Origin of the sequence: Paraburkholderia xenovorans, assembly GCF_046030735.1 — a bacterium.
Taxonomy (GTDB): Bacteria; Pseudomonadota; Gammaproteobacteria; order Burkholderiales; family Burkholderiaceae; genus Paraburkholderia; species Paraburkholderia xenovorans_A.
This window is the reverse complement of the sequence record NZ_JAQQBV010000004.1, coordinates 137,929-159,741: the sequence shown is the minus strand read 5'-3', so window position 1 is coordinate 159,741 and position 21,813 is coordinate 137,929. Positions and strand designations below refer to the sequence as shown.

Below are 21,813 nucleotides of genomic sequence, written 5' to 3'. Positions count from 1 at the left end.
GACGCTACCCATGCCACGCTGCGCCCGGCACAGCGAAGCACTTACAGGTCGTCGTCATCCGGCTCTTCGGCTTTCAGCGGCTCGCCCGAGCGTCGATCCACCCGCTCGCGCAATTCCTTGCCCGGCTTGAAGTGCGGCACGTACTTCTCAGGTACCAGCACCTTCTCGCCCGACTTCGGATTACGCCCGACGCGGGAGGGACGACGATTAAGGCCGAAGCTGCCGAAGCCGCGAATTTCGATGCGATGACCGTTGGCAAGTGCCTCCGACATCGCATCAAGCATCGTCTTCACCGCGAAATCCGCATCTTTAAGAACAAGCTGCGGAAATCGCGTAGCCAGCTGGGCGACCAATTCCGATTTGGTCATACTGCAGCAGACCCCTTAAGAAAACTCTGGGCTTACTGGTTCTGGCCGTCGAGCTTGGCCTTGAGCAGCGCGCCGAGGTTCGTCGTGCCGGTAGCAGCCGTGTTCGAATCCGACGAAGCCAGGCCGCGGATCGCTTCCTGTTGCTCAGCCGAGTCCTTGGCCTTGATCGACAGGTTGATGCCACGCGACTTGCGATCGATGTTGATGATCATCGCGTTGACCTTGTCGCCTTCCTTCAGCACGTTGCGAGCATCTTCCACGCGGTCTTGTGCAATTTCCGAAGCGCGCAGGTAGCCTTCGACTTCAGCCGACAGGGTAACCACTGCACCCTTCGCGTCCACCGTCTTGACCACGCCGTCGACGATCGAACCCTTGTCGTTCATTGCAACGAAGTTGCTGAACGGGTCGCCTTCGAGCTGCTTGATACCCAGCGAAATGCGTTCCTTCTCGACGTCGATGCCGAGAACGATCGCTTCCACTTCGTCGCCCTTCTTGTACTTGCGAACGGCTTCTTCGCCCGTTTCCGACCACGACAGGTCCGACAGGTGAACCAGACCGTCGATGCCGCCCGGCAGACCGATGAAGACGCCGAAGTCGGTGATCGACTTGATTGCGCCTTGCAGCTTGTCGCCCTTCTTGAAGTTGCGGCTGAAGTCGTCCCACGGGTTCGGCTTGCATTGCTTCATGCCGAGGCTGATACGACGGCGGTCTTCGTCGATTTCGAGAACCATGACTTCGACTTCGTCGCCCAGTTGCACAACCTTCGACGGTGCAACGTTCTTGTTCGTCCAGTCCATTTCCGACACGTGAACCAGGCCTTCGATGCCCGATTCGACTTCGACGAATGCGCCGTAGTCGGTGATGTTGGTGACCTTACCGAACAGGCGCGTGCCCGACGGGTAACGGCGGGAAATGCCTTCCCACGGATCGTCGCCCAGTTGCTTGATGCCCAGCGAAACGCGGTTCTTCTCTTGATCGAACTTGAGGATCTTCGCGGTGACTTCCTGGCCAACCGACAGCACTTCGCTCGGGTGACGCACACGACGCCATGCGATGTCGGTGATGTGCAGCAGGCCGTCGATACCGCCGAGGTCCACGAATGCGCCGTAATCCGTGATGTTCTTCACCACGCCTTCGACGATCGCGCCTTCCTTCAGCGTTTCGAGCAGCTTTGCGCGCTCTTCGCCCTGGGTCGCTTCGATCACAGCGCGGCGCGACAGCACCACGTTGTTACGCTTGCGGTCGAGCTTGATGACGCGGAATTCGAGGGTCTTGCCTTCGTACGGGGTCGTGTCCTTGACCGGACGCGTGTCGACCAGCGAACCCGGCAGGAACGCGCGGATGCCGTTGACCATCACGGTCATGCCGCCCTTGACCTTGCCCGTGATCGTGCCGGTCACGAGTTCGTTGTTGTCGAGAGCCTTTTCCAGCGACAGCCACGAAGCCAGACGCTTCGCCTTGTCGCGCGACAGGATCGTGTCGCCGTAGCCGTTTTCCAGCGCGTCGATCGCGACGGAAACGAAGTCGCCCGCCTGCACTTCTACCTCGCCCGCGTCGTTCAGGAACTCTTCGAGCGGGATGTAGGCTTCGGACTTGAGACCAGCGTTGACGACCACGAAGTTGTGGTCGACGCGCACGACTTCGGCGGAGATCACTTCGCCGGCGCGCATGTCTTGCTTGGTCAGCGACTCTTCGAACAGAGCCGCAAAAGATTCGGTATTCGGGTTGGAAGTTTGCAGGTCGGACATAAAAATCAAAATTTGCATGGTTCTCGCGGTGCCCGGCTGGCCGGACGGTCAGCAATTTCGGCTAGTGCGAATGCCACGCGGGGTTAAAGGGTTAATACACGCTTCATGACGAATCACAACGACTCGCGAAGCACCTACTGACAACGAACTTCTATTGCGCCTGCCGCACGCCTGATCAATTCAGGTCATGCATGCGGGACTAATGCTTCATACCACTGCACCACTTGCTCGACCGCCTGGTCGACCGACAAGGCGGAGGTGTCAAGCAGCTTTGCATCCGCCGCAGGCTTGAGCGGCGCGGCCGCGCGCTGACTGTCACGCTCGTCGCGCTCACGCAAATCCCGGAGCAAGTCATCTATATTAGCAGAAAATCCTTTTTGGATCAATTGCTTATGCCGACGCGTCGCGCGGGCCTCGACGCTGGCGGTCATGAACACCTTCAGCACCGCATCCTGGAAGATCACGGTGCCCATGTCGCGGCCGTCCGCGACCAGCCCCGGTTCCTTACGAAACGCCCGCTGACGCGCCACCAGCGCGGTCCGCACCGGCGCGTGCACGGCGATCGCGGACGCCCGGCTGCCGACTTCCTCGGCCCGGATATCGGACGACACGTCGGCGCCGTCGAGTTGCGCGAGACCCTCGCGGAACGTGATGTGCAGGTCGTCGATCAGCTTGACGAGTGCGTCTGAATCATTCGCGGCGACGTCGTAGCGGATGCTGGCGAGCGCCGCGAGACGATACAGCGCGCCGCTGTCCAGAAGGTGGAAGCCAAGGCTCGCGGCAACCAGCGCGGCAACGGTGCCTTTGCCGGAAGCGCTGGGGCCGTCGATCGTAATGACGGGCGTCTGGTGAAAGGGACGGGTCGGTTTCATCGAAAAAGTCGCGCGTCAGTCGATTCGGGAGCGAATCAGGGTTGGGCGAGCGCCGTGAAGCGCTCGAAATAATCAGGGAAGGTCTTGCCGACGCACTTCGGGTCGTTGATCCGGACCGGCACGCCGCCCAGACTCACGAGCGAGAAGCACATTGCCATCCGGTGATCGTCGTAAGTGTCGATTGCGGCGTTCGGAATCAGTTGCTCGGGCGGCGTGACGACGAGGTAATCCTCGCCCTCCTCCACCTTCGCGCCGACCTTGCGCAACTCGGTTGCCATCGCGGCGATCCGGTCGGTTTCCTTCACGCGCCAGCTCGCGATATTGCGCAGCGTGGAGGTGCCGTCCGCGAACAGCGCCGCGACCGCGATCGTCATCGCGGCGTCCGGAATCAGGTTGAAGTCCATGTCGATCGGATCGAGCTTGCCGTTGTCGTTGCCGACGCCGCGCACTTCGATCCAGTCGTCGCCCATTTGCAGGTTCGCGCCCATCCTGATCAACGCGTCGGCGAAACCGACGTCGCCCTGGATGCTTGCGCGGCCCACGCCCTCCACTCTCAGCGGGCCGCCGCCGAGCGCGCCGGCCGCCAGAAGATACGACGCCGACGACGCATCGCCTTCCACCATGATCGTGCCCGGCGACTGATAGCGCTGCCCCGACGGCACGACGAAGCGATGCCATTCATAGCGCTCCACCTTGATGCCGAAACGCTCCATCAGCCTGATCGTGATCTCGATGTACGGCTTCGAGATCAGTTCGCCATCCACCTGCACGGTCGTCACGCCGCTTTCGGTGCGCAACAGCGGCAGCGTCATCAGCAGCGAGGTGAGGAACTGGCTCGACACATCGCCGCGCACGTGGATCGGCGCGTCGGCAGTGATTTGCGCGGGACGAATCCGCAGCGGCGGATAGCCTTCGTTTTCTTCGTAGTCGATGCGCGCGCCGATCTGCCGCAATCCGTCGACCAGATCGCCGATCGGCCGCTCGTGCATGCGCGGCACGCCGTGAATCCGGTAGTCGCCGCCGTTGACCGCGAGCGCCGCCGTCAACGGACGCACCGCCGTGCCGGCATTGCCGAGGAACAGATCGGCCGTGCGCGCGGTGAACGCGCCGCGCGTGCCGGTAACGACACACGTATCGCCTTCGCGCCTGAACCGCACGCCGAGCTTTTCGAGCGCGTCGAGCATCACGCGGGTGTCGTCGGAATCGAGCAGATTCGTGATCGTCGTTTCGCCTTCGGCGAGCGCCGCGAGCAACAGCACGCGGTTCGAAATGCTCTTCGAGCCAGGCAGACGAACCGTGCCGGACGCACGAGAAAATGGTCCGAGATCGAGGAATTCCATGATTGAGTCCAGTTTCCGGTTATTTCGACGCGTCGCCGACGGGCGCCGCGGCCGCGCTGCGCTGTTCCTGCCACTCGCTGCGCGCAATGCGAGAGCGCGCGAACACGGCTTCGAGCGCGGGGCCGTCGGCGGCATCGATCGCCGCGCGCAGGCGCGCGAGCACTGCCGTGTATGCGTCGAGCTCTTCGAGCAATGCCACACGATTCGCCACGCACACGTCGCGCCACATTTCCGGGCTCGACGCGGCGATGCGCGTAAAGTCGCGGAAACCGCCCGCCGCGAATGAAAATTTCAGCGCCGCGTCGGGCGAATTGAGAATCTGCTCGACCAGCGCGAACGACAACACATGCGGCAAATGGCTGACCGAAGCGAGCACGCGATCGTGCTGCTCAGGCGTCATGTCCCGTACGACCGCACCCGTAGCGCGCCACATCGCGGCAACGCGCTCGACTGTTTGCGGCGCATTCTCCGGCAACGGGCACAACACGACGTTGCGATTCACGTACAGATCCGGCAGCGCGGCATCCGGTCCGCTCGCCTCGCGGCCGGCAATCGGATGCCCGGGCACGAACTGTCCGATCCGCGAACCCAGCGCCGCTCGTGCGGCCGCGACCACGTCGGACTTGGTACTGCCGGCGTCCGTGACGATCGTGCCCGCGTCGAGAAACGGTGCGATGCGTTCGAGCAGCGGTTGAGTTTGCGCGACGGGCGCCGCGAGCAGCACGAAGTCCGCGCCGGACAATGCGTCGCGCAACGCGGCGTCGTCATTCAATGCAGCGCTGGCGTCGATTACGCCCAATTCCAAAGCACGCGCGGTGGACGTGGGCGATCGCCCGACACCGACCACGCTACGCGCGCCAGCCGTCTCGCCGCGCTCACCCCGCTCACGCAGCGCACGCGCAAGCGAGCCGCCGATCAGACCGACACCAAAAATCACCAGTTTGTTAAATGAGAACGCGGCCACATCGATCACAAGTAAAAGCGCGCCTTCCACGTACAAAGGCGCGCGGGTCAGAATCTCCGCTTACGCGGTGGCGAGCGTCTTTTCGAGCGCCGCGATGAATGCTTCGTTTTCTTGCGGCAGGCCGATCGTGATGCGCAGCCATTGCGGCAAACCGTAATTACCGACCGGCCGCACGATCACGCCCTGCTTCAGCAAAGCGAGGTTGACGCGATTGCCGGCGGTGTCGTCGTTACCCACGCGCACCAGCACGAAGTTGCCGTCCGACGGCACGTACTCGAGACCGAGCTTGTCGAACGCTTCGGTCAAACGGCGATAGCCTTGCGCGTTCAGCGCTGCGCTCTTTTCCAGAAACGCCTGGTCGTTCAACGCCGCGATCGCCGCGGCTTGTGCCAGCGTATTCACATTGAACGGCTGACGCAGACGGTTCAGCAGATCGGTCAATTCAGGCTGCGCGATCGCAAAGCCGACGCGCAAACCGGCGAGACCGAAAGCCTTCGAAAACGTGCGCGACACCAGCAGATTCGGATAACGGCGCACCCATGCGATCGAGTCGTAGCGCTTTTCCTGCGACAGATATTCCGTGTACGCCTCGTCCAGCACGACCACCACGTTGCGCGGCACCTTGTCGAGAAACGCTTCGAGCGCCGGGCCTTCGATAAACGTACCTGTAGGGTTGTTCGGATTCGCGACGAAGATCAGACGCGTATCGCCGGTGATCGCCGCCAGCATCGCGTCGAGATCATGACCGTACTTGACGGCCGGCACGACGATCGCGCGAGCGCCGACGCCTTGCGTGGCCAGCGCGTACACCGCGAACGAATACTGCGCGTAGACGATCGACTCGTCTTTCTGCACGAGCGCGTGCGCCGCGATTTCGAGGATGTCGTTGCTGCCGTTGCCGAGCGTGATCCAGTCGGCCGGCACGCCGTAGCGCGCGCTCAGCGCGGCCTTCAGTTCGAACGCATTCGCGTCCGGATAGCGGCCGAGTTCGCTGGCGGCTTGCGCCATTGCGCGCTGCGCCGATTCCGGCATACCGAGCGGGTTTTCATTCGACGCCAGTTTCACGATCGTCGCTTCGTCGAGACCGAACTCGCGGGCCACTTCCGAAATCGGTTTGCCGGCAATGTAAGGCGCGATCGCGCGCACGTAGGAAGGACCGAAAGACGCTGTCATGAAATCTCCGAACGACTTATAAGTAGATGAGTGTGTGACTTGCGCACCGTGCCCGCCTCAGCGAGCACGCGGATACGAACCGAGAATCTTCAGGAACGCGGCCTTTTCGCCGAGCTCGACGAGCGCGGCGGCCACCGACGGGTCGTCGCGATGACCTTCGATGTCGATGTAAAAGTAGTACTCCCACGTGCCGACGCGCGCCGGGCGCGATTCGAAACGTGTCATCGACACGCGATGGCGCGCCAGCGGCTCCAGCAACCCGACCATGGCGCCCGGCGCATTCACCACCGAAACGATCAGCGAAGTCTGGTCGTAACCGCTCGGACCGGACGGCTGCTTGCCGATCATCACGAAGCGCGTGCGATTGTGCGGATCGTCCTGAATCAACGCATACGCGACTTGCAAGCCGTAGTGCGTCGCCGCGCGATCGCCGGCGATGGCCGCGACCGTCGGATCTTCAGCGGCCATGCGCGCCGCTTCCGCATTGCTCGACACCGCCTGGCGCTCCAGATGCGGTGCGTTGGTGGAAAGCCAGCGCTGACATTGAGCGAGCGCCTGCGCGTGCGCGCACACGCGCGTCACGCCGGTAAGACCGCCGTTGAGCGAAAGCAGATTGTGGTGGATCGGCAAGGCCAGTTCGCCGCCGATCGTGAGCTGCGTTTGCAGCAGCAGATCGAGCGTACGCGACACCGCGCCTTCGGTCGAATTCTCGACCGGCACGACGCCGAACTCGGCGGCGCCGGCTTCGACCGAACGAAACACTTCGTCGATCGACGGACACGGCAGACCTTCGATCGACTGACCGAAGTACTCGTGCATCGCCTGTTCGCTATACGTGCCGACCGGGCCGAGATACGCGGCCTTGATCGTTTTTTCGAGCGCGCGGCTCGCGGCCATGATCTCGCGCCAGATCGCGCTGATATGCTCGCTCGCGAGCGGCCCCGCGCTCATATCCTGCAGACGCGCGATCACCTGCTGCTCGCGCTCGGGGCGAAACACCGGCGCGTTGAAATGCTTCTTCACCTCGCCCACTTCGAGCGCCACCGCGGCGCGCTGATTGAGAAGCGCGATCAACTGCGCGTCGAGTGCGTCGATGCGTTCGCGAAGGGGTTTGAGTCGGGTATTGAGTTCGTCGTCCATGCGTGAAAACGGCCCTGCCGGTAGCTCTGCTGCACAAATGCGTGCTGGAAAGGATGCGCGCGCCCTGATCGGTCAGGCGCTCTGCTGTTCGAATTCCTTCATGTATTCGACAAGCGCTTTGACGCCTTCGAGCGGGACGGCGTTATAAATCGACGCCCGCATGCCGCCGACGGACTTGTGGCCCTTTAGCTGCACCATTCCCCGCGCTTTCGCGCCGGCCAGGAAATCTTCGTTGCGCGACTCGTCCGCGAGGAAAAACGGTACGTTCATCCGCGAGCGCGAGCCACGTTCGACCTTGTTCAGATAGAAGCGGCTCGAATCGATTGCGTCGTACAACAGCGTCGACTTTTCGAGATTACGCGCTTCCATCGCGGCGAGGCCGCCCTGTTTCTTCAACCACTTGAACACCAGCCCGGCGATATAGATCGCGTAGGTGGGCGGCGTGTTGTACATCGAATTGTTTCCGGCGACGGTCTTCCACTCGAACGCCGACGGGCAGATTGACTGCGCGCGATCGAGCATGTCTTCACGTACGATCACCACCGTCACGCCCGCCATGCCGATGTTCTTCTGCGCGCCGCCGAACAGCACGCCGTATTTGGCGATGTCCATCGGGCGCGACAGAATGTGCGACGACGCGTCGGCCACCAGCGGAATATCGCCGAGATCGGGAATCTCGAACGTCTCGACACCGTGGATCGTTTCGTTGGTACACACATGCACGTAGGCCGGATCGTCCGACAGTTGCCACTCGCTGCGCGCCGGCGCGCGCGTGAAACCCTCGGCCGTCTGGCCGCTTGCCGCCAGATGCACGCTGCCGTACTTCTGCGCTTCCTTCAGCGACTTCTGCGACCACGAACCCGTGACGACGAAATCCGCGCGCGGTTTCGCGCCCATCAGATTCATCGGCACGATTGCGTTTTCGCCGAGGCCACCGCCTTGCAGGAACAGGATACGATGGCTCGCCGGCACGGCGAGCAGTTCGCGCAGATCGACGAGCGCCTCTTCGTGGATCGACATGAATTCTTTGCCGCGATGGCTCATTTCCATCACGCTCATGCCGCTGCCCTGCCAGTCGAGCATTTCGTCGGCTGCCTGACGCAGCACTTCTTCGGGCATGGCCGCCGGGCCGGCGGAGAAATTAAAGACGCGCATCGTGATGATCCTGGGGAAGCTGGCGCGAAAAGGAAAAATCGCGCAAAAATCGGCGAAGTTGGCAGCCGCGAACACGACCGCCGCAAAGGTGGCGACACACATCCGGCCCTGCCAATTCTGATGGCGCGTCCGGCAAAATCTCGCGCCCAAAAGAAAACGGCCGTTTGCGCGTGTGCGCAAACGGCCATTATCGCATTGTCGCTGGCAACCCGCCAAACGCGGCCGCGGTAAAGGGTACCGGGCGGCCGCTCAGTGCGGATTCAACGTAAACCCAGCAACGCAAACTTTGCAGCGTAAATCCAGCGTGGCCTTTCGGCCCCTAACTTACTTAGCCGCCGGCTTGACCGAAGCGACTTCCTTGTCAGCCTGGCTACGCGTTGCCTGGATCGATTGCGGCATGTACTTTTGCATCAAGCCGTTCACGACGTCGCGGCCAACCTGGTCTTGCACCTGGATGAACTTGCGGCCAGTCGGGCTCTTGTAGAACGCGGTCAGATCCTTGATTTCCGACGTGCTGTAGTACTTCGCGTACGCGTCGTACTGAGCTTGCATGGCGTCCTGACGGAAGCCGTCGGTTGCGAACACCTGGCCCGCGCCGTCAACCAGCTTCGGCACTGCATTCTTTTGCAGCGTCGGGACGGAAGCCTGCTTCTGCTTGTCCGTCATCGTCTTGTTTTCGCTCAGAGCGTCCGACAGGATTGCCGGGACCAGTTGCTTGGCCTGCATTTGCGCGCTGTTGCCGATTGCGCCGACGAGCTTTTGCGCGTCGATTGCGTCCAGCAGGTCTTTGATTGCTGCCTGCTTGGCCGGATCAACCGGTGCTGCGGCGGAAGCCGGAGCCGCCGGAGCCGGGCTCTGCAGCGCTTGAGCCATGGCGAAGGTCGGCACGAGGGCAGCCAGCAACATCAGTTGTTTGAATCGTTTTTGCATCATTACTCCCTAAGAGAAATTAACTTGAACTGCGCGCCGCGCGGGAGGCGTATTGGCCCGATACAGGCCCGACACGCCATTATTCCCTGCGCAGCTTTCAACCAATCGCTGAGACTGAAAGCCGCGAACCTGGATCAGACTGCGCCAGCGTCATCGCCGCCGTTTTCAGCTTCGGCATCGCTTTCCACGTCACCCTCGGCCTCCGCCTCGGCAACCTGCTGCAGACCTGAAAGCTTGGTCCCTTCGTCAAGGCTGATGAGTGTAACACCTTGGGTAGCGCGCCCCATTTCGCGGATTTCCGACACACGCGTGCGGATCAGCACGCCCGTATTGGTGATCAGCATGATCTGCGCTTCCTGGTCCACCAGCGTGGCAGCCACGACCCTGCCGTTACGCTCCGACGTCTGGATCGCGATCATGCCCTTCGTCCCACGGCCATGACGGGTGTACTCGGTGATCGGCGTGCGCTTGCCAAAACCGTTTTCCGTTGCGGTGAGCACCGACTGCTGCTCGTCGCCGGCCACCAGCAACGCGATCACGTTCTGGCCGTCTTCGAGCTGCATGCCACGCACGCCGCGCGCTTCGCGACCCATCGGACGTACGTCGTTCTCGTCGAAGCGAACCGCCTTGCCCGAATCCGAGAACAGCATCACGTCGTGCTGACCGTCGGTAATGGCCGCGCCGATCAGGTAATCGCCGTCATCCAGACCGACCGCAATAATACCCTTGCGCAACACGCGGCCAAAGGCTTCCAGCGGCGTCTTTTTTACAGTTCCTAACGCAGTGCCCATGAAGACGAATTTGTCGGCCGAGAATTCCTTGACCGGCAGCACGACCGTGATCTTCTCGCCTTCCTGCAGCGGGAAGATATTGATGATCGGACGGCCGCGCGAGTTCCGCGAACCTTGCGGCACTTCGTAGACCTTCACGCTATAAACACGGCCGCGATTCGAGAAGCACAGAATGTGATCGTGCGTGTTCGCGATGAACAGCGTGTCGATCCAGTCGTCTTCTTTCATCGCCGTAGCCTGCTTGCCGCGACCACCGCGCTTCTGCGCGCTGTATTCGGACAACGGCTGCGATTTCACATACCCCGCATGCGACATGGTCACGACCATTTCCTGCGGCGTGATCAGGTCTTCGGTGTTCAGTTCGGTCGCGTTCAGCTCGATCTTCGAGCGGCGCGCGTCGCCGAATTCGGCTTTGATCGACGTGAGTTCGTCGACGATGATCGCCGTAATGCGTTCCGGGCGAGCCAGAATATCCAGCAGATCGGCGATTTGCGCCATCACTTCGCGGTACTCGCCGATGATCTTGTCCTGCTCCAGACCCGTCAGGCGTTGCAGACGCATCTGCAAGATTTCCTGAGCCTGGGTGTCGGACAAACGGTAAAGGCCGTCGGTTTGCATACCGAACGACGGATTCAATCCGTCAGGACGGTAAGCCTCGCGACCACCGGCCGACGCGTTGTCCGTCTCGGCACGCGCCAACATTTCCCGCACCAGCGACGAATCCCACGGACGCGCCATCAATTCCTGCTTCGCAATCGGCGGAGTCGGCGCGGCCTTGATGATTGCGATGAACTCGTCGATGTTGGCGAGCGCAACCGCGAGACCTTCGAGCACGTGGCCCCGTTCACGGGCTTTGCGCAGTTCGTATACAGTGCGCCGCGTCAACACTTCCCGGCGATGCGACAGGAAGCACGACAGCATTTCCTTCAGGTTCAGCAGCTTCGGCTGGCCGTCGACCAGCGCGACCATGTTCATGCCGAAGGTGTCCTGAAGCTGGGTCGCCTTATACAGATTGTTGAGCACCACTTCGGGCACTTCGCCGCGCTTCAGCTCGATCACGACGCGCATGCCGCTCTTGTCGGATTCGTCGCGGATGTCGGAGATGCCTTCCAGCTTTTTCTCGTTGACCAGCTCGGCGATGCGTTCCAGAAGTGAGCGCTTGTTCACCTGGTACGGCAGTTCGTCGACGATGATCGACATGCGCTGACCGCGGTCGATCTCTTCGAAGTGGGTCAACGCGCGCATCACCACGCGGCCGCGGCCGGTGCGATAGCCGTCGCGCACGCCGGCCACACCGTAGATGATGCCGGCGGTCGGGAAGTCAGGCGCCGGAACGATCTCGATCAGCTCGTCGATCGTGGCTTCCGGGTTTTTCAGCAGATGCTGGCAAGCGTCGACAACCTCGTTGAGGTTGTGCGGCGGAATATTGGTGGCCATGCCGACCGCAATACCGGACGAACCATTGATCAGCAGATTGGGAATGCGCGCGGGCAGAATGGCCGGTTCGTTTTCGCTGCCGTCGTAGTTCGGCGTGAAGTCGACCGTTTCCTTGTCGATATCGGCCAGCAGTTCGTGACCGATCTTGGCCATGCGGATTTCGGTGTAACGCATCGCCGCGGCATTGTCGCCGTCGACCGAACCGAAGTTGCCCTGACCGTCCACGAGCATGTAGCGCAGGGAGAAGTCTTGCGCCATCCGGACGATGGTGTCGTATACAGCCGTGTCGCCGTGCGGGTGATATTTACCGATCACGTCGCCGACGATACGCGCCGACTTCTTGTAAGCCCGGTTCCAGTCGTTGTTCAGCTCGTGCATCGCGTACAGCACGCGCCGGTGCACCGGCTTCAGGCCATCGCGGACATCGGGAAGCGCACGCCCCACGATCACGCTCATCGCGTAATCGAGATACGAACGGCGCATTTCCTCCTCTAGGGAGATTGGCAGAGTCTCTTTGGCGAATTGATCCATTATCCGTATCTTTTACGTGCCAGGACGGCGGCTCGATGTTCGGCTCGGAGCCTGCTCGACCGCGCCCTCGCGTAAGCATTGCAGGCGCAACGCATCACGCGATTCTAACATGCCGCGCATCCGCCCCCGACGAGGGTACGTATACCTATTAGAGGGACGTACGCGAACGGCTCCGCGACGCCACACTTCTGGTCGGGTCAGGCTCGATTCGTGCGTGGGGCAATCCGCCGCTCAGCCATGACTGGCGGCGTCTTCGGCGGATTGCTTCTGTTGCGCATGCACCACAATTGGAAGGCGATTTGATCGGGGGCAGATTTTTTTATCGTTGGAAGGGAACGATATGGCAAAATGCCAACGCACAAAGAGTTAGACACTGCTCGAAGTCTACACAGCACGTTTTTTGTTCTACACCGATGTTATACTTCGAGCAATGTATGACTTGTCTTCGTCAACAGGCTCGCAGTAAACCTGCGGTAATCTCAATTTCGAGAGGAGAAATATGAATAAACTTTCAAAGCTCGCCTTCATTGCAGCTACCGCAGTTATGGCTGCATCCGCCATGGCGCAATCGGTGCCGGCGTCGCGACAAGCTACGAACGACAACTGGGTGAATGGTACCGGCGAATACGTGTGGATGAACGGCACGAACGAGCTTTGCTGGCGCGATGCATTCTGGACGCCGGCAACGGCCAACGCAAAGTGCGATGGCGCCCTGGTCGCCCAGGCTCCGACGCCGCCGGCTCCGGTTGCACCGGCACCGGTCATCACGAGCCAAAAGATTACGTATCAAGCTGACGCGCTGTTCGACTTCGACAAGGCTATCCTGAAGCCGGCTGGCAAGGAAAAGCTGGACGATCTGGCATCGAAGATCGGCGCGCTGAACCTGGAAGTCGTGGTCGCAACGGGTTACACCGACCGCATCGGTTCGGACAAGTACAACGACCGTCTGTCGCTGCGTCGTGCTCAAGCTGTGAAGGCATACCTGGTCAGCAAGGGCATCGAATCCAACCGTATCTATACGGAAGGCAAGGGCAAGCGCAACCCGGTCACGACCGGTTGCAACCAGAAGAACCACAAGCAACTCATCGCCTGCCTCGCACCGGATCGCCGCGTGGAAGTCGAAGTTGTCGGTACTTCGAAGCAGTAAGCTCCAAATTACCGCAGTATCAAACCCCGCTTCGGCGGGGTTTTTTTATGCCCGGCGTTCCCGCGATGTTTCGCGCTTGCCTCGCGCAGGTGAATGCCTCGCCGCGCTTCAGCCCCCAGACCCGTCGGGCTGCCGGCGGGCGGCATTTTGCCGCCCCGTCTCGTGACCTATATACTCGGGGTTTATCCTCGAGCGCTCGCTCATCGCTCTCATCGAGGCAGCTTCCGCCATGACCAACGCCGATCCCCACGAATTACAGAAATTCAGCGACCTCGCTCATCGCTGGTGGGACCCCAATGCCGAATTCAAACCGCTGCACGAGCTGAATCCCGTTCGTCTCAACTGGATCGACGCGCACGCGCATCTCGCCGGCAAAAAGGTGCTCGATATCGGTTGCGGCGGCGGCATTCTGTCGGAGTCCATGGCGGGATTGGGTGCGCAGGTCAAAGGCATCGACCTCTCGACCCAGGCGCTCGGCGTCGCGGATCTGCACAGCCTTGAAAGCGGCGTAACCGTCCATTACGAAGAAATCGCCGCAGAGGCACTCGCGGCCCGCGAGCCTGGCACGTACGACATCGTCACCTGCATGGAAATGCTCGAACATGTGCCTCAGCCGGCGGCCATCGTCGAGGCTTGCAAGACGCTGGTGAAACCGGGCGGCTGGGTGTTCTTCTCGACGTTGAATCGCAACGTGAAGTCGTACCTGTTCGCGGTGATCGGCGCCGAATACATCGCACGAATGCTGCCCAAGGGTACGCACGATTACGCGCGCTTTATCCGTCCGTCGGAACTGGCGGGCTTCGTGCGCGCCGCCGACCTGCGCACGGCCGACATCAAAGGTATCGTGTACAACCCGCTAAGCAAGCACTTCACGCTGTCCGCCGACACCAGCGTGAACTACATGCTGGCCTGCCGCCGCGACGCCTGATTCGCGCCGCCCCGTCCTCACTCCAGCCCAATCAATGAGCGATCCCACGCCCCTGCCCCAACGCGAAGACAACGACGACGCACTCGGTCTTTGCCAAGCCGTCCTGTTCGATCTCGACGGCACGCTGGCCGATACCGCGCCCGACCTCGCCGCCGCCGTCAACAAGATGCGTCACGATCGCGGGCTCGAGATGGTGCCACTCGAGCAGCTTCGGCCGCTGGCCTCGGCCGGTGCGCGTGGGCTGATCGGCGGCGCATTCGGCATCGGTCCGGACGATCACGAGTTCGCGTCGATGCGCGAGGAGTTTCTTGCCAATTACGAAGCCGACCTGTGCATCGAAACCACGCTATTCCCCGGCATCCCCGAATTGCTCGACGACCTCGACGCGCGCGGTGTGCGCTGGGGCATCGTGACGAACAAGGTCGCCCGTTTGACCGAGCCGCTGGTTGCGCAACTCGGCCTCGAAGAGCGCGCGGGTTGCGTGGTGAGCGGCGACACGACCCCGCACTCGAAACCGCATCCGGCGCCGCTGCTGCATGCTGCACGCGATCTGGACATGGTGCCGGAGCGCGTGGTGTATGTCGGCGACGATCTGCGCGACATCCAGGCCGGCTTCGCGGCCGGTATGAAAACGATTGCTGCCGCTTACGGCTATTGCGGCAACGATATTCCGCCGACGCAATGGCATGCGCAGCACGTGGTGCAGTCGCCGGCCGAGTTGCAGCGGTTGTTGCGCGATATAGGCTGAGACTTGGCAGTCAAAGTATTGTAAAATCTCCGCTTGGCCCAGATATTTTGGGCAACGAACCGTGGGGGCGACCTGGTTTCGACAGGGGTTGCGAAGCGGCTAGGGCATGTCGAGGACCCGTCACCTCGTTAATCAATGGGAAAAACGTAACTGCAAACGACGATACGTTCGCACTGGCAGCCTAAGGGCCGCCGTCCTCTGCCTAGTTCACTGACGGGCTAGAGTCGCAAGACCGGTAGCAATACCGACAGAGGTCATATACGTCAGTTAAGCCTTGGTGGTGTCACGACATCCGGGTCGAAAATCTAGTGAATCGCCGTAGTGCAGCGTGTTCGTCCGCGTCACTCCGGTTAAATCAAATGACAGAACTAAACATGTAGAACTGGTCGTAGAGTGCTTCTGGACGCGGGTTCGATTCCCGCCGCCTCCACCATTGATTGCGATAAAAGCCCCGTAATTCTGTCGAATTACGGGGCTTTTGTTTTTGTGGCCGAGCATAGTAGAAAGCTCATTGGTGAGTTGCTTGCGGGCCGGTTGAGCAGTGCTGCGCACGTGTTGAATTTCGGAAGACTAATGATCCACGCCGGCCCCAATGAATGCTTCGCTCGAAGCATTGAGCAACATGCTGGACTCGCGCCATGACTGGTCTCCACCCGTCTTTGAACGGCGAGATGCCGTCGTACCTGACAGAACTCCTCCATCTCCAAAAGAACGCTCATTGCTGGTGCCGCCGCGCATCAGCATAACGACAAATCTTTTCAGAAACAGCCGTGTTTTCAGATTTGTCGGATACCAACGCGGTCCTCGATTCGTCGTAATCGACTGTGGTGATAGCGTGTCCGCGCGAGATGGGTGCGCAGTCACAAGACACCAGGAACCACACTCATCGCTTTGGAGTTTTTGAATGGCACAGGATATTTTCATCAGAATTAACGGTATTGACGGCGAATCGCAGGACGTTGAGCATTTGAACGAGATTGACGTAATTGGCTGGCGCTGGAAGGTCTCCCAGCAATCAACCATGATGTCGGGTTCCGGCGGCGGCGCGGGCAAGGCCACGGTTTCAGATCTGGAATTCACGCATACGCTAGACCGCGCAAGCCCAAATCTGGCGAAGTACTGCTTTACAGGAAAACACATTGATCAAGTGAAGCTAAGCGCGCGAAAGGCCGGCGGCCTGCCCTTCGAATATCTGAAAATCACGATGTACGACGTGGTCATTACCCAGGTTGAATCGGTCGGCGGCAGTGATGTATGCCACGAAGATGTGCGCCTTTCCTTTGCGACGATGAAACACGAATATTTCGTACAGAACCAGTTAGGAGGAAGTGGCGGCGCGGTCACCGCTACGCTGTACATCAAGAACAACACAACGAATTGATCCGGGGTAACAAGCATGCCGGTCAAATGCACCTTTGTTCTTAACAAGCAAACAACTTCAACATTTACGTGCGAGGGAACTGCGCCAGTGGAGGCGTTTTCGGGAACCGGACGCGGGCGGGACAACCCCGATGATACGGCCATAGAAAAGATCGGACCGCTTCCAACAGGCACCTACTACCTCGTAGATCGCCAGTCAGGCGGCCTCCTAGGCGGTATGCGCGACTGGTGGAGCGCAAACGGCGACTTCTCAACCGACAGGCATAAATGGTTCATGCTCTGGAATCCGGTATCAGGCGACACGACCAACATTCATGGAATCCAGCGAGGAAACTTTCGGTTGCATCCGATGGGACGCATGCAGCTAAGCGAAGGGTGCATTACTGTCAAAAATCCATACGAATTCGAGAGACTACAAAAATTCATTCGTTCTCGAGGTCAGACCGTACCTGTGCCCGGTACGTCGCTAAGAGCGTACGGAATCGTCGAGGTGAAATGAGAAAGAAACTTGCGATATCGCTACTTCGATATGTCGTCTGGGCTGTGTTATCCGTCATTGGCGGATGGCAACTGACGTATCACATTGATGACGTATTCCCAGGCAACATGCCTTATTCCATTGATATGTTTATTCGCTTTTGCCTGGCCGTCGCAGGCCGTAATGATCTGGCGAATCCGGATGATATGGAAGTGCTCGCGCTGCTCCTGTATTGGGCGATAGCTACCGTGCTAGTCGGCACTCTTCTATTCCTCTGCTTCCTCGCACTATCAAAATATCGAGCGGGGAAAGTCCGTAGTCGCTAACTCACAAGCCAGATTCAATTTTCAGAGCACATCGCCAATGAAGACCATGGGACTTCGGCATAAGCGACCTATCATCAATGAGTCGATCCGCCGAACGTCCCCGGAATAAACCCCTCCGCCGATTCGTTCAATCTCCACGCGCACGCAAACACGCCGCGTCGTCGCGCGAGACCACCTTCAAAACCAGGAGCCCACATCATGCGCAAGACTCCCTTCGCTCTCTCCACGCTCGTCCTCTTTGCGCTGCAACACAACGCGTTCGCGGAAGCGCCGAAAGTCATGGACGGCCGCTTTGTCAGTGCCGACGGCATGACGCTCTACACCTTCGACAAAGACACCACGCCCGGCGTCAGCGCCTGCACCGGCGGTTGCATGGGCAACTGGCCGGCGGCGACTGCAAGCGCGTCGGATAAACCATCAGGCGACTGGACCATGATCCCATCCGCGGACGGCAAACAGCAATGGGCATACAAAGGTCATCCGCTGTATCGCTACGCTGCCGACAAACAGGCCGGCGATATGAAAGGCGACGGTTTCAAGGACATGTGGCACACAGCCAAACCCTGATCGCCGACCCAACCCCGGCCTCTGCGACAAATAAAGCCAACCCCAAAAACAAAAGCGCCGGCAAACGCCGGCGCCCACATCAACCCACCCTCAAACCGTCACTCGTCTTTCGGACACTGCAAATTGCAGCCGTTCGGATCGCCGTTGTCGCCGCGCTTGCGCATCGCCGACTTCTTGTTCGACTGGTACTTGTCCGAAGGCGCGGACGCGGCAAACGGCATTTGCGGATGCTCGGCAAGACGGAACTGATCCTGCAGAATGCCGCCCGGCACACCCGGCGAGTTCTGCGCGAAAGCCACCGAAGTCGTGGCGAGAAGCACACCGGCGGTGGCGGCGGCAACACATGCGTGTAGTAGAGCGTTCATATCGTTTTAGCGCGACAAAGCGCGCGTTTAGGCAGAAGCGGAAGCCCAGAGATTATCCCAAACAGACGCCGCACGCAGCGCCGACTACCGCATTATGTTTACAGCCGCTTACCTGCCACCTTACGTGCCACCTTACGTGCCACCTTACGTGCCACCTTATGCGGCCACCACACCGAGCCCCGAATCGAGATCGACCAGCGTGCCGCAATCACGCGGATCGTAACCCTCGAGTTGGTCGACGCTGTGCCGGAACGCGGCGCCGCGCAGCAGTTCGACCACTGTCGCGAGCGGCGCGCGCTCGAGCCGCGTGCGGTCGCAGGCAAAGTAATAGTCTTCGTCGACGATCGGAATGAAGTCGAGCCCGAAGTGATGCGCGGCCGGCTCGACGCCGAACCCGACATCCGCCATTCCGCTCGCCACGAACGCGGCGATCGCCGAATGCGTGAGTTCCGTCGACGCATAGCCGTTCACACGATCCGGATCCACGCCGACCTTGCGTAACGCGAGATCGAGCAGCATGCGCGTGCCGGAGCCCGGCTGACGATTGACGAAGCGAATGTCGTCGCGTGCGAGATCGCCGAGGCCGCCGATCCGTTTCGGATTGCCCTTGCCGAGAAAGAGCCCCTGCTTGCGCCGCGTCAGATGCACGAGCACGTGACGCTGCGGATCGAGCCAGCGTCGATAGGTATCGGCGCACGCCGCACGAAATTCGCCGAGCGGCAAATGGAAGCCGGCCAGATCGCATTCGCCGCGCGCGAGCGCGCTGACCGCGTCCGCGCTGTCGCGATACTTGATGTCCACCGGCAGATCGTTGGCGACCAGCGCGGTCACCAGCGCCGCCACCGCGTAACCGTGCGATGCGTAGATGCGCACGTCGTCGGCGGCGGGCGCGAGCCAGCGGTTCAGATCGCTGGCGACTTCGCTGGCCAGCGCCTGCATGTTGCCGTCGAGCCGCTCGCCGCACAGACGCTGCGCGCGCAACACCGCCTGACCAAGGTCGGACAGCACCGAACCGCGCCCGCGCTCCTTCGCAATCAGCGGACCGCCCAAACGCTCCTCGATGCTGCGCAGCAAACCCCACGCATGACGATAGGACAAACCCTTAAGCGTCGCCGCCTGCGCGATGCTGCCAGATTCGTCCACCAGCGCGAGCAGCGGCACGACGTCCGACAGGCTTGCCTCACGGCCGTCCGGCCCCTTCACCACCAGCTGCGCCTGGCACTCGATCCTGATCATATATGTTCGACTCTTTCCTATTGCATGGGGCGTTTGTCACGCCTATTGTTCCGCTATCCCATATCGAATAAACAAAGCATAAGTGCACGCTTTATGAATAACAAGTGCATATATGACTTTTGGAGGAGCCCCCAATTGGACGATTCCCAGGCCATCACGCCGGATCAGATCGTGCAGCGTCACGCCCAGCCGGGCAGGTCGTTGATCGCGATCCTGCACGCGATCCAGGACGAACTCGGCTACGTGCCGCCCGACACGGTCCCCGCGCTCGCGCGCTCGCTGAACCTGTCGCGCGCGGAAGTGCACGGCGTCATCACTTACTACCATCACTTCCGTACCGAGCCGGCCGCGGCTGTGACCGTGCAGTTGTGCCGCGCGGAAGCGTGCCGCAGCATGGGCACCGAAGCGCTCGCGCAGCATGTCGAAGCGCGCACGGGCTGCCGCTTCGACGCGCACCACGACCACGATCACCCGCCCCACGAAGGGGTGGAACTGCAATCGGTGTATTGCCTCGGCCAATGCGCGCTGTCGCCGGCGCTGATGATCAACGGCACGCTGCACGCGAAAGTCACGCCGCAGAAATTCGACGCGCTGTTCAGCGCGGCCAGCAAATGCGTGGAGGTGACAGCATGACGCGCATCTACGTTCCGCGCGATTCGTCCGCGCTGGCGCTCGGCGCCGATGCCCTCGCACACGCGATCGAGACGGAAGCCGCCAGACGCGGTGTCGACATCGAACTGGTGCGCAACGGTTCGCGCGGCCTGCTGTGGCTCGAACCGCTGGTCGAAGTCGCCACCGCCGAAGGCCGCATCGGCTACGCGAATCTCGACGAGACCGACGTCGCCGCGTTGTTCGATGCGGGCTTTCCCGAAGGCGGCGACCATCCCAAACGTGTCGGCGTGGTCGACGACATTCCGTATCTGAAGAAGCAGCAGCGCCTGACCTTCGCGCGCATCGGCATCACCGATCCGCTGTCGATCGACGACTACGTCGCGCACGGCGGCCTCGAAGGCTTGCGCAACGCGCTGCGAACCGACGGCGACGCCGCCTGCGCAGCGCTGATCGACTCCGGCCTGCGCGGCCGTGGCGGCGCGGCCTTCCCGGCCGGCATCAAATGGCGCACGGTGCGCGGCGCGCAAGCGGCGCAGAAATACATCGTCTGCAACGCGGACGAAGGCGACTCCGGCACCTTCTCGGATCGCCTCGTGATGGAAAGCGATCCGTACGTGCTGATCGAAGGGATGATCATCGCGGGCATCGTGACCGGCGCGACGATCGGCCATATCTACGTGCGCAGCGAGTACCCGCACTCGATCGCAACACTCGAAGCCGCAATCGCGAAAGCGCGCGCCGCCGGCTGGCTCGGCGACAGCGTGCTCGGCTCCGCGCATCGCTTCGATCTGTTCGTCGCGAAGGGCGCGGGCGCCTATGTGTGCGGCGAAGAAACCGCGCTGCTCGAATCGCTCGAAGGCAAGCGCGGCATCGTGCGCGCCAAGCCGCCGGTGCCGGCGCTGGTCGGCCTGTTCGGTCAGCCGACCGTGATCAACAACGTGATCACGCTCGCCACCGTGCCGATCATCTTCGCGCGCGGCGCGGCATTCTACAAAGACTTCGGGATGGGCCGTTCGCGCGGCACCTTGCCGTTCCAGCTCGCCGGCAACGTAAAGCAAGGCGGCCTCGTCGAGCTTGCGTTCGGCGTGACGCTGCGCGAGTTGCTCTACGACTTCGGCGCAGGCACCGCAAGCGGCCGTCCGGCGCGCGCGGTGCAGGTCGGCGGTCCGCTCGGCACGTATCTGCCGGAAAGCCAGTGGGACATTCCGCTCGACTATGAGGCGTACGCGGCGGTCGGTGCGGTGGTCGGCCACGGCGGCATCGTCGTGCATGACGACACGTCGAATCTTGCCGAACTCGCGCAATACGCGATGCACTTCTGCGCGCTCGAATCGTGCGGCAAGTGCACGCCGTGCCGGATCGGCTCGACGCGCGGCGTCGAAGTCATCGGCCGGATTCGCAACGGCGACACGTCGGTTCGGCAGGTGCAATTGCTGCGCGATCTGTGCGACACGATGGTGTCCGGTTCACTGTGCGCGATGGGCGGCATGACGCCGTATCCGGTGCTGTCCGCGCTCGATCATTTCCCCGAAGACTTCGGTCTCGATCTGGCGCCGAAAGCGGCCGCCGCCTGACCC

Annotated in this window: 21 protein-coding genes and 1 other RNA gene; 10 read left to right on the top strand and 12 right to left on the bottom strand. The window is 61.3% G+C overall.

Annotation, left to right across the window (positions count from 1 at the left end; all coding sequences use genetic code 11):
* Positions 1-41: 41 nt before the first annotated feature.
* The 10 genes from PQQ51_RS05405 to gyrA form a co-directional block, all read right to left on the bottom strand.
* Positions 42-368, bottom strand: a complete 327-nt coding sequence (locus tag PQQ51_RS05405; RefSeq protein ID WP_074300394.1) for an integration host factor subunit beta — start codon at positions 366-368, stop codon at positions 42-44.
* 32 nt (positions 369-400) lie between these two features.
* Entirely contained in the window at positions 401-2,134 is a 1,734-nt protein-coding gene (gene rpsA / locus PQQ51_RS05400; RefSeq protein WP_408495418.1) for a 30S ribosomal protein S1, read from the bottom strand.
* Positions 2,135-2,301: 167 nt separating this feature from the next.
* The gene (gene cmk / locus PQQ51_RS05395) at positions 2,302-2,988 is read right to left on the bottom strand and encodes a (d)CMP kinase (RefSeq protein WP_408495416.1); all 687 of its coding nucleotides are present in this window, start codon (positions 2,986-2,988) and stop codon (positions 2,302-2,304) included.
* A 35-nt stretch (positions 2,989-3,023) separates the two neighbouring features.
* Complete coding sequence (aroA, locus tag PQQ51_RS05390) at positions 3,024-4,328, bottom strand: 3-phosphoshikimate 1-carboxyvinyltransferase (protein ID WP_408495415.1); 1,305 nt, start codon at positions 4,326-4,328, stop codon at positions 3,024-3,026.
* A gap of 19 nt (positions 4,329-4,347) precedes the next feature.
* Positions 4,348-5,301 carry a prephenate dehydrogenase gene (locus tag PQQ51_RS05385; protein ID WP_408495414.1) on the bottom strand — a complete coding sequence of 318 codons (954 nt, stop codon included), beginning with the start codon at positions 5,299-5,301 and terminating at the stop codon, positions 4,348-4,350.
* Between the two features lie 51 nt (positions 5,302-5,352).
* On the bottom strand, positions 5,353-6,465 hold the full coding sequence (gene hisC / locus PQQ51_RS05380) for a histidinol-phosphate transaminase (RefSeq protein WP_408495413.1): 1,113 nt from the start codon (positions 6,463-6,465) through the stop codon (positions 5,353-5,355).
* Positions 6,466-6,522: 57 nt separating this feature from the next.
* Positions 6,523-7,605: a prephenate dehydratase gene (gene pheA / locus PQQ51_RS05375; protein ID WP_408495412.1), complete on the bottom strand. Its 1,083-nt coding sequence runs from the start codon at positions 7,603-7,605 to the stop codon at positions 6,523-6,525.
* A 72-nt stretch (positions 7,606-7,677) separates the two neighbouring features.
* Complete coding sequence (serC, locus tag PQQ51_RS05370) at positions 7,678-8,760, bottom strand: 3-phosphoserine/phosphohydroxythreonine transaminase (protein ID WP_408495411.1); 1,083 nt, start codon at positions 8,758-8,760, stop codon at positions 7,678-7,680.
* A gap of 324 nt (positions 8,761-9,084) precedes the next feature.
* Complete coding sequence (locus PQQ51_RS05365) at positions 9,085-9,690, bottom strand: DUF2059 domain-containing protein (protein WP_408495410.1); 606 nt, start codon at positions 9,688-9,690, stop codon at positions 9,085-9,087.
* 134 nt (positions 9,691-9,824) lie between these two features.
* On the bottom strand, positions 9,825-12,449 hold the full coding sequence (gyrA, locus tag PQQ51_RS05360) for a DNA gyrase subunit A (protein WP_408495409.1): 2,625 nt from the start codon (positions 12,447-12,449) through the stop codon (positions 9,825-9,827).
* 499 nt (positions 12,450-12,948) lie between these two features.
* Here gyrA and ompA point away from each other — a divergent pair, with 499 nt between their 5' ends.
* The 8 genes from ompA (at position 12,949) to PQQ51_RS05320 (ending at position 18,023) form a co-directional block, all read left to right on the top strand.
* Positions 12,949-13,596 (top strand): outer membrane protein OmpA, encoded by a 648-nt coding sequence (gene ompA / locus PQQ51_RS05355; RefSeq protein ID WP_408495408.1) that lies wholly within the window; start codon positions 12,949-12,951, stop codon positions 13,594-13,596.
* 229 nt (positions 13,597-13,825) lie between these two features.
* Entirely contained in the window at positions 13,826-14,524 is a 699-nt protein-coding gene (gene ubiG, locus PQQ51_RS05350; protein ID WP_408495406.1) for a bifunctional 2-polyprenyl-6-hydroxyphenol methylase/3-demethylubiquinol 3-O-methyltransferase UbiG, read from the top strand.
* Positions 14,525-14,558: 34 nt separating this feature from the next.
* A complete protein-coding gene (locus tag PQQ51_RS05345; RefSeq protein WP_408495404.1) occupies positions 14,559-15,272 on the top strand; it encodes an HAD family hydrolase in 714 nt (237 codons plus the stop codon).
* A 63-nt stretch (positions 15,273-15,335) separates the two neighbouring features.
* Positions 15,336-15,705: a transfer-messenger RNA gene (gene ssrA, locus PQQ51_RS05340) on the top strand.
* Positions 15,706-16,176: 471 nt separating this feature from the next.
* Entirely contained in the window at positions 16,177-16,653 is a 477-nt protein-coding gene (locus PQQ51_RS05335) for an Hcp family type VI secretion system effector (RefSeq protein ID WP_408495403.1), read from the top strand.
* A 15-nt stretch (positions 16,654-16,668) separates the two neighbouring features.
* The gene (locus PQQ51_RS05330) at positions 16,669-17,151 is read left to right on the top strand and encodes a DUF2778 domain-containing protein (RefSeq protein WP_408495402.1); all 483 of its coding nucleotides are present in this window, start codon (positions 16,669-16,671) and stop codon (positions 17,149-17,151) included.
* Positions 17,148-17,456, top strand: coding sequence for a hypothetical protein (locus tag PQQ51_RS05325; RefSeq protein WP_408495400.1), 309 nt, complete (start codon positions 17,148-17,150; stop codon positions 17,454-17,456). The genes PQQ51_RS05330 and PQQ51_RS05325 overlap by 4 nt, the downstream gene beginning before the upstream one ends.
* A 198-nt stretch (positions 17,457-17,654) precedes the next feature.
* A complete protein-coding gene (locus PQQ51_RS05320) occupies positions 17,655-18,023 on the top strand; it encodes a COG4315 family predicted lipoprotein (RefSeq protein WP_408495399.1) in 369 nt (122 codons plus the stop codon).
* A 98-nt stretch (positions 18,024-18,121) separates the two neighbouring features.
* Here the strand turns inward: PQQ51_RS05320 and PQQ51_RS05315 are convergent, their stop codons facing one another.
* Positions 18,122-18,388 (bottom strand): hypothetical protein, encoded by a 267-nt coding sequence (locus tag PQQ51_RS05315; RefSeq protein WP_408495398.1) that lies wholly within the window; start codon positions 18,386-18,388, stop codon positions 18,122-18,124.
* 156 nt (positions 18,389-18,544) lie between these two features.
* Positions 18,545-19,624, bottom strand: coding sequence for a substrate-binding domain-containing protein (locus PQQ51_RS05310; RefSeq protein ID WP_408495397.1), 1,080 nt, complete (start codon positions 19,622-19,624; stop codon positions 18,545-18,547).
* Positions 19,625-19,759: 135 nt separating this feature from the next.
* Between PQQ51_RS05310 and PQQ51_RS05305 the strand changes: the two genes are divergently transcribed.
* Together PQQ51_RS05305 and PQQ51_RS05300 are read left to right on the top strand one after the other, a co-directional pair.
* Entirely contained in the window at positions 19,760-20,257 is a 498-nt protein-coding gene (locus PQQ51_RS05305; protein WP_408495396.1) for an NAD(P)H-dependent oxidoreductase subunit E, read from the top strand.
* Positions 20,254-21,810 (top strand): formate dehydrogenase beta subunit, encoded by a 1,557-nt coding sequence (locus tag PQQ51_RS05300; protein ID WP_408495395.1) that lies wholly within the window; start codon positions 20,254-20,256, stop codon positions 21,808-21,810. The genes PQQ51_RS05305 and PQQ51_RS05300 overlap by 4 nt, the downstream gene beginning before the upstream one ends.
* Positions 21,811-21,813 lie beyond the last annotated feature (3 nt).

Bases quoted from the DNA above. Each gene is read 5' to 3' on its own strand.
- serC (WP_408495411.1), bottom strand. From the start codon at position 8,760: ATGCGCGTCTTTAATTTCTCCGCCGGCCCGGCGGCCATGCCCGAAGAA.
- hisC (WP_408495413.1), bottom strand. From the start codon at position 6,465: ATGACAGCGTCTTTCGGTCCTTCCTACGTGCGCGCGATCGCGCCTTAC.
- PQQ51_RS05405 (WP_074300394.1), bottom strand. From the start codon at position 368: ATGACCAAATCGGAATTGGTCGCCCAGCTGGCTACGCGATTTCCGCAG.
- PQQ51_RS05325 (WP_408495400.1), top strand. From the start codon at position 17,148: ATGAGAAAGAAACTTGCGATATCGCTACTTCGATATGTCGTCTGGGCT.
- gyrA (WP_408495409.1), bottom strand. From the start codon at position 12,449: ATGGATCAATTCGCCAAAGAGACTCTGCCAATCTCCCTAGAGGAGGAA.
- ompA (WP_408495408.1), top strand. From the start codon at position 12,949: ATGAATAAACTTTCAAAGCTCGCCTTCATTGCAGCTACCGCAGTTATG.
- aroA (WP_408495415.1), bottom strand. From the start codon at position 4,328: ATGGAATTCCTCGATCTCGGACCATTTTCTCGTGCGTCCGGCACGGTT.
- rpsA (WP_408495418.1), bottom strand. From the start codon at position 2,134: ATGCAAATTTTGATTTTTATGTCCGACCTGCAAACTTCCAACCCGAAT.
- PQQ51_RS05300 (WP_408495395.1), top strand. From the start codon at position 20,254: ATGACGCGCATCTACGTTCCGCGCGATTCGTCCGCGCTGGCGCTCGGC.
- PQQ51_RS05320 (WP_408495399.1), top strand. From the start codon at position 17,655: ATGCGCAAGACTCCCTTCGCTCTCTCCACGCTCGTCCTCTTTGCGCTG.
- PQQ51_RS05330 (WP_408495402.1), top strand. From the start codon at position 16,669: ATGCCGGTCAAATGCACCTTTGTTCTTAACAAGCAAACAACTTCAACA.
- PQQ51_RS05315 (WP_408495398.1), bottom strand. From the start codon at position 18,388: ATGAACGCTCTACTACACGCATGTGTTGCCGCCGCCACCGCCGGTGTG.
- PQQ51_RS05335 (WP_408495403.1), top strand. From the start codon at position 16,177: ATGGCACAGGATATTTTCATCAGAATTAACGGTATTGACGGCGAATCG.
- PQQ51_RS05310 (WP_408495397.1), bottom strand. From the start codon at position 19,624: ATGATCAGGATCGAGTGCCAGGCGCAGCTGGTGGTGAAGGGGCCGGAC.
- PQQ51_RS05345 (WP_408495404.1), top strand. From the start codon at position 14,559: ATGAGCGATCCCACGCCCCTGCCCCAACGCGAAGACAACGACGACGCA.
- PQQ51_RS05365 (WP_408495410.1), bottom strand. From the start codon at position 9,690: ATGCAAAAACGATTCAAACAACTGATGTTGCTGGCTGCCCTCGTGCCG.
- pheA (WP_408495412.1), bottom strand. From the start codon at position 7,605: ATGGACGACGAACTCAATACCCGACTCAAACCCCTTCGCGAACGCATC.
- cmk (WP_408495416.1), bottom strand. From the start codon at position 2,988: ATGAAACCGACCCGTCCCTTTCACCAGACGCCCGTCATTACGATCGAC.
- ubiG (WP_408495406.1), top strand. From the start codon at position 13,826: ATGACCAACGCCGATCCCCACGAATTACAGAAATTCAGCGACCTCGCT.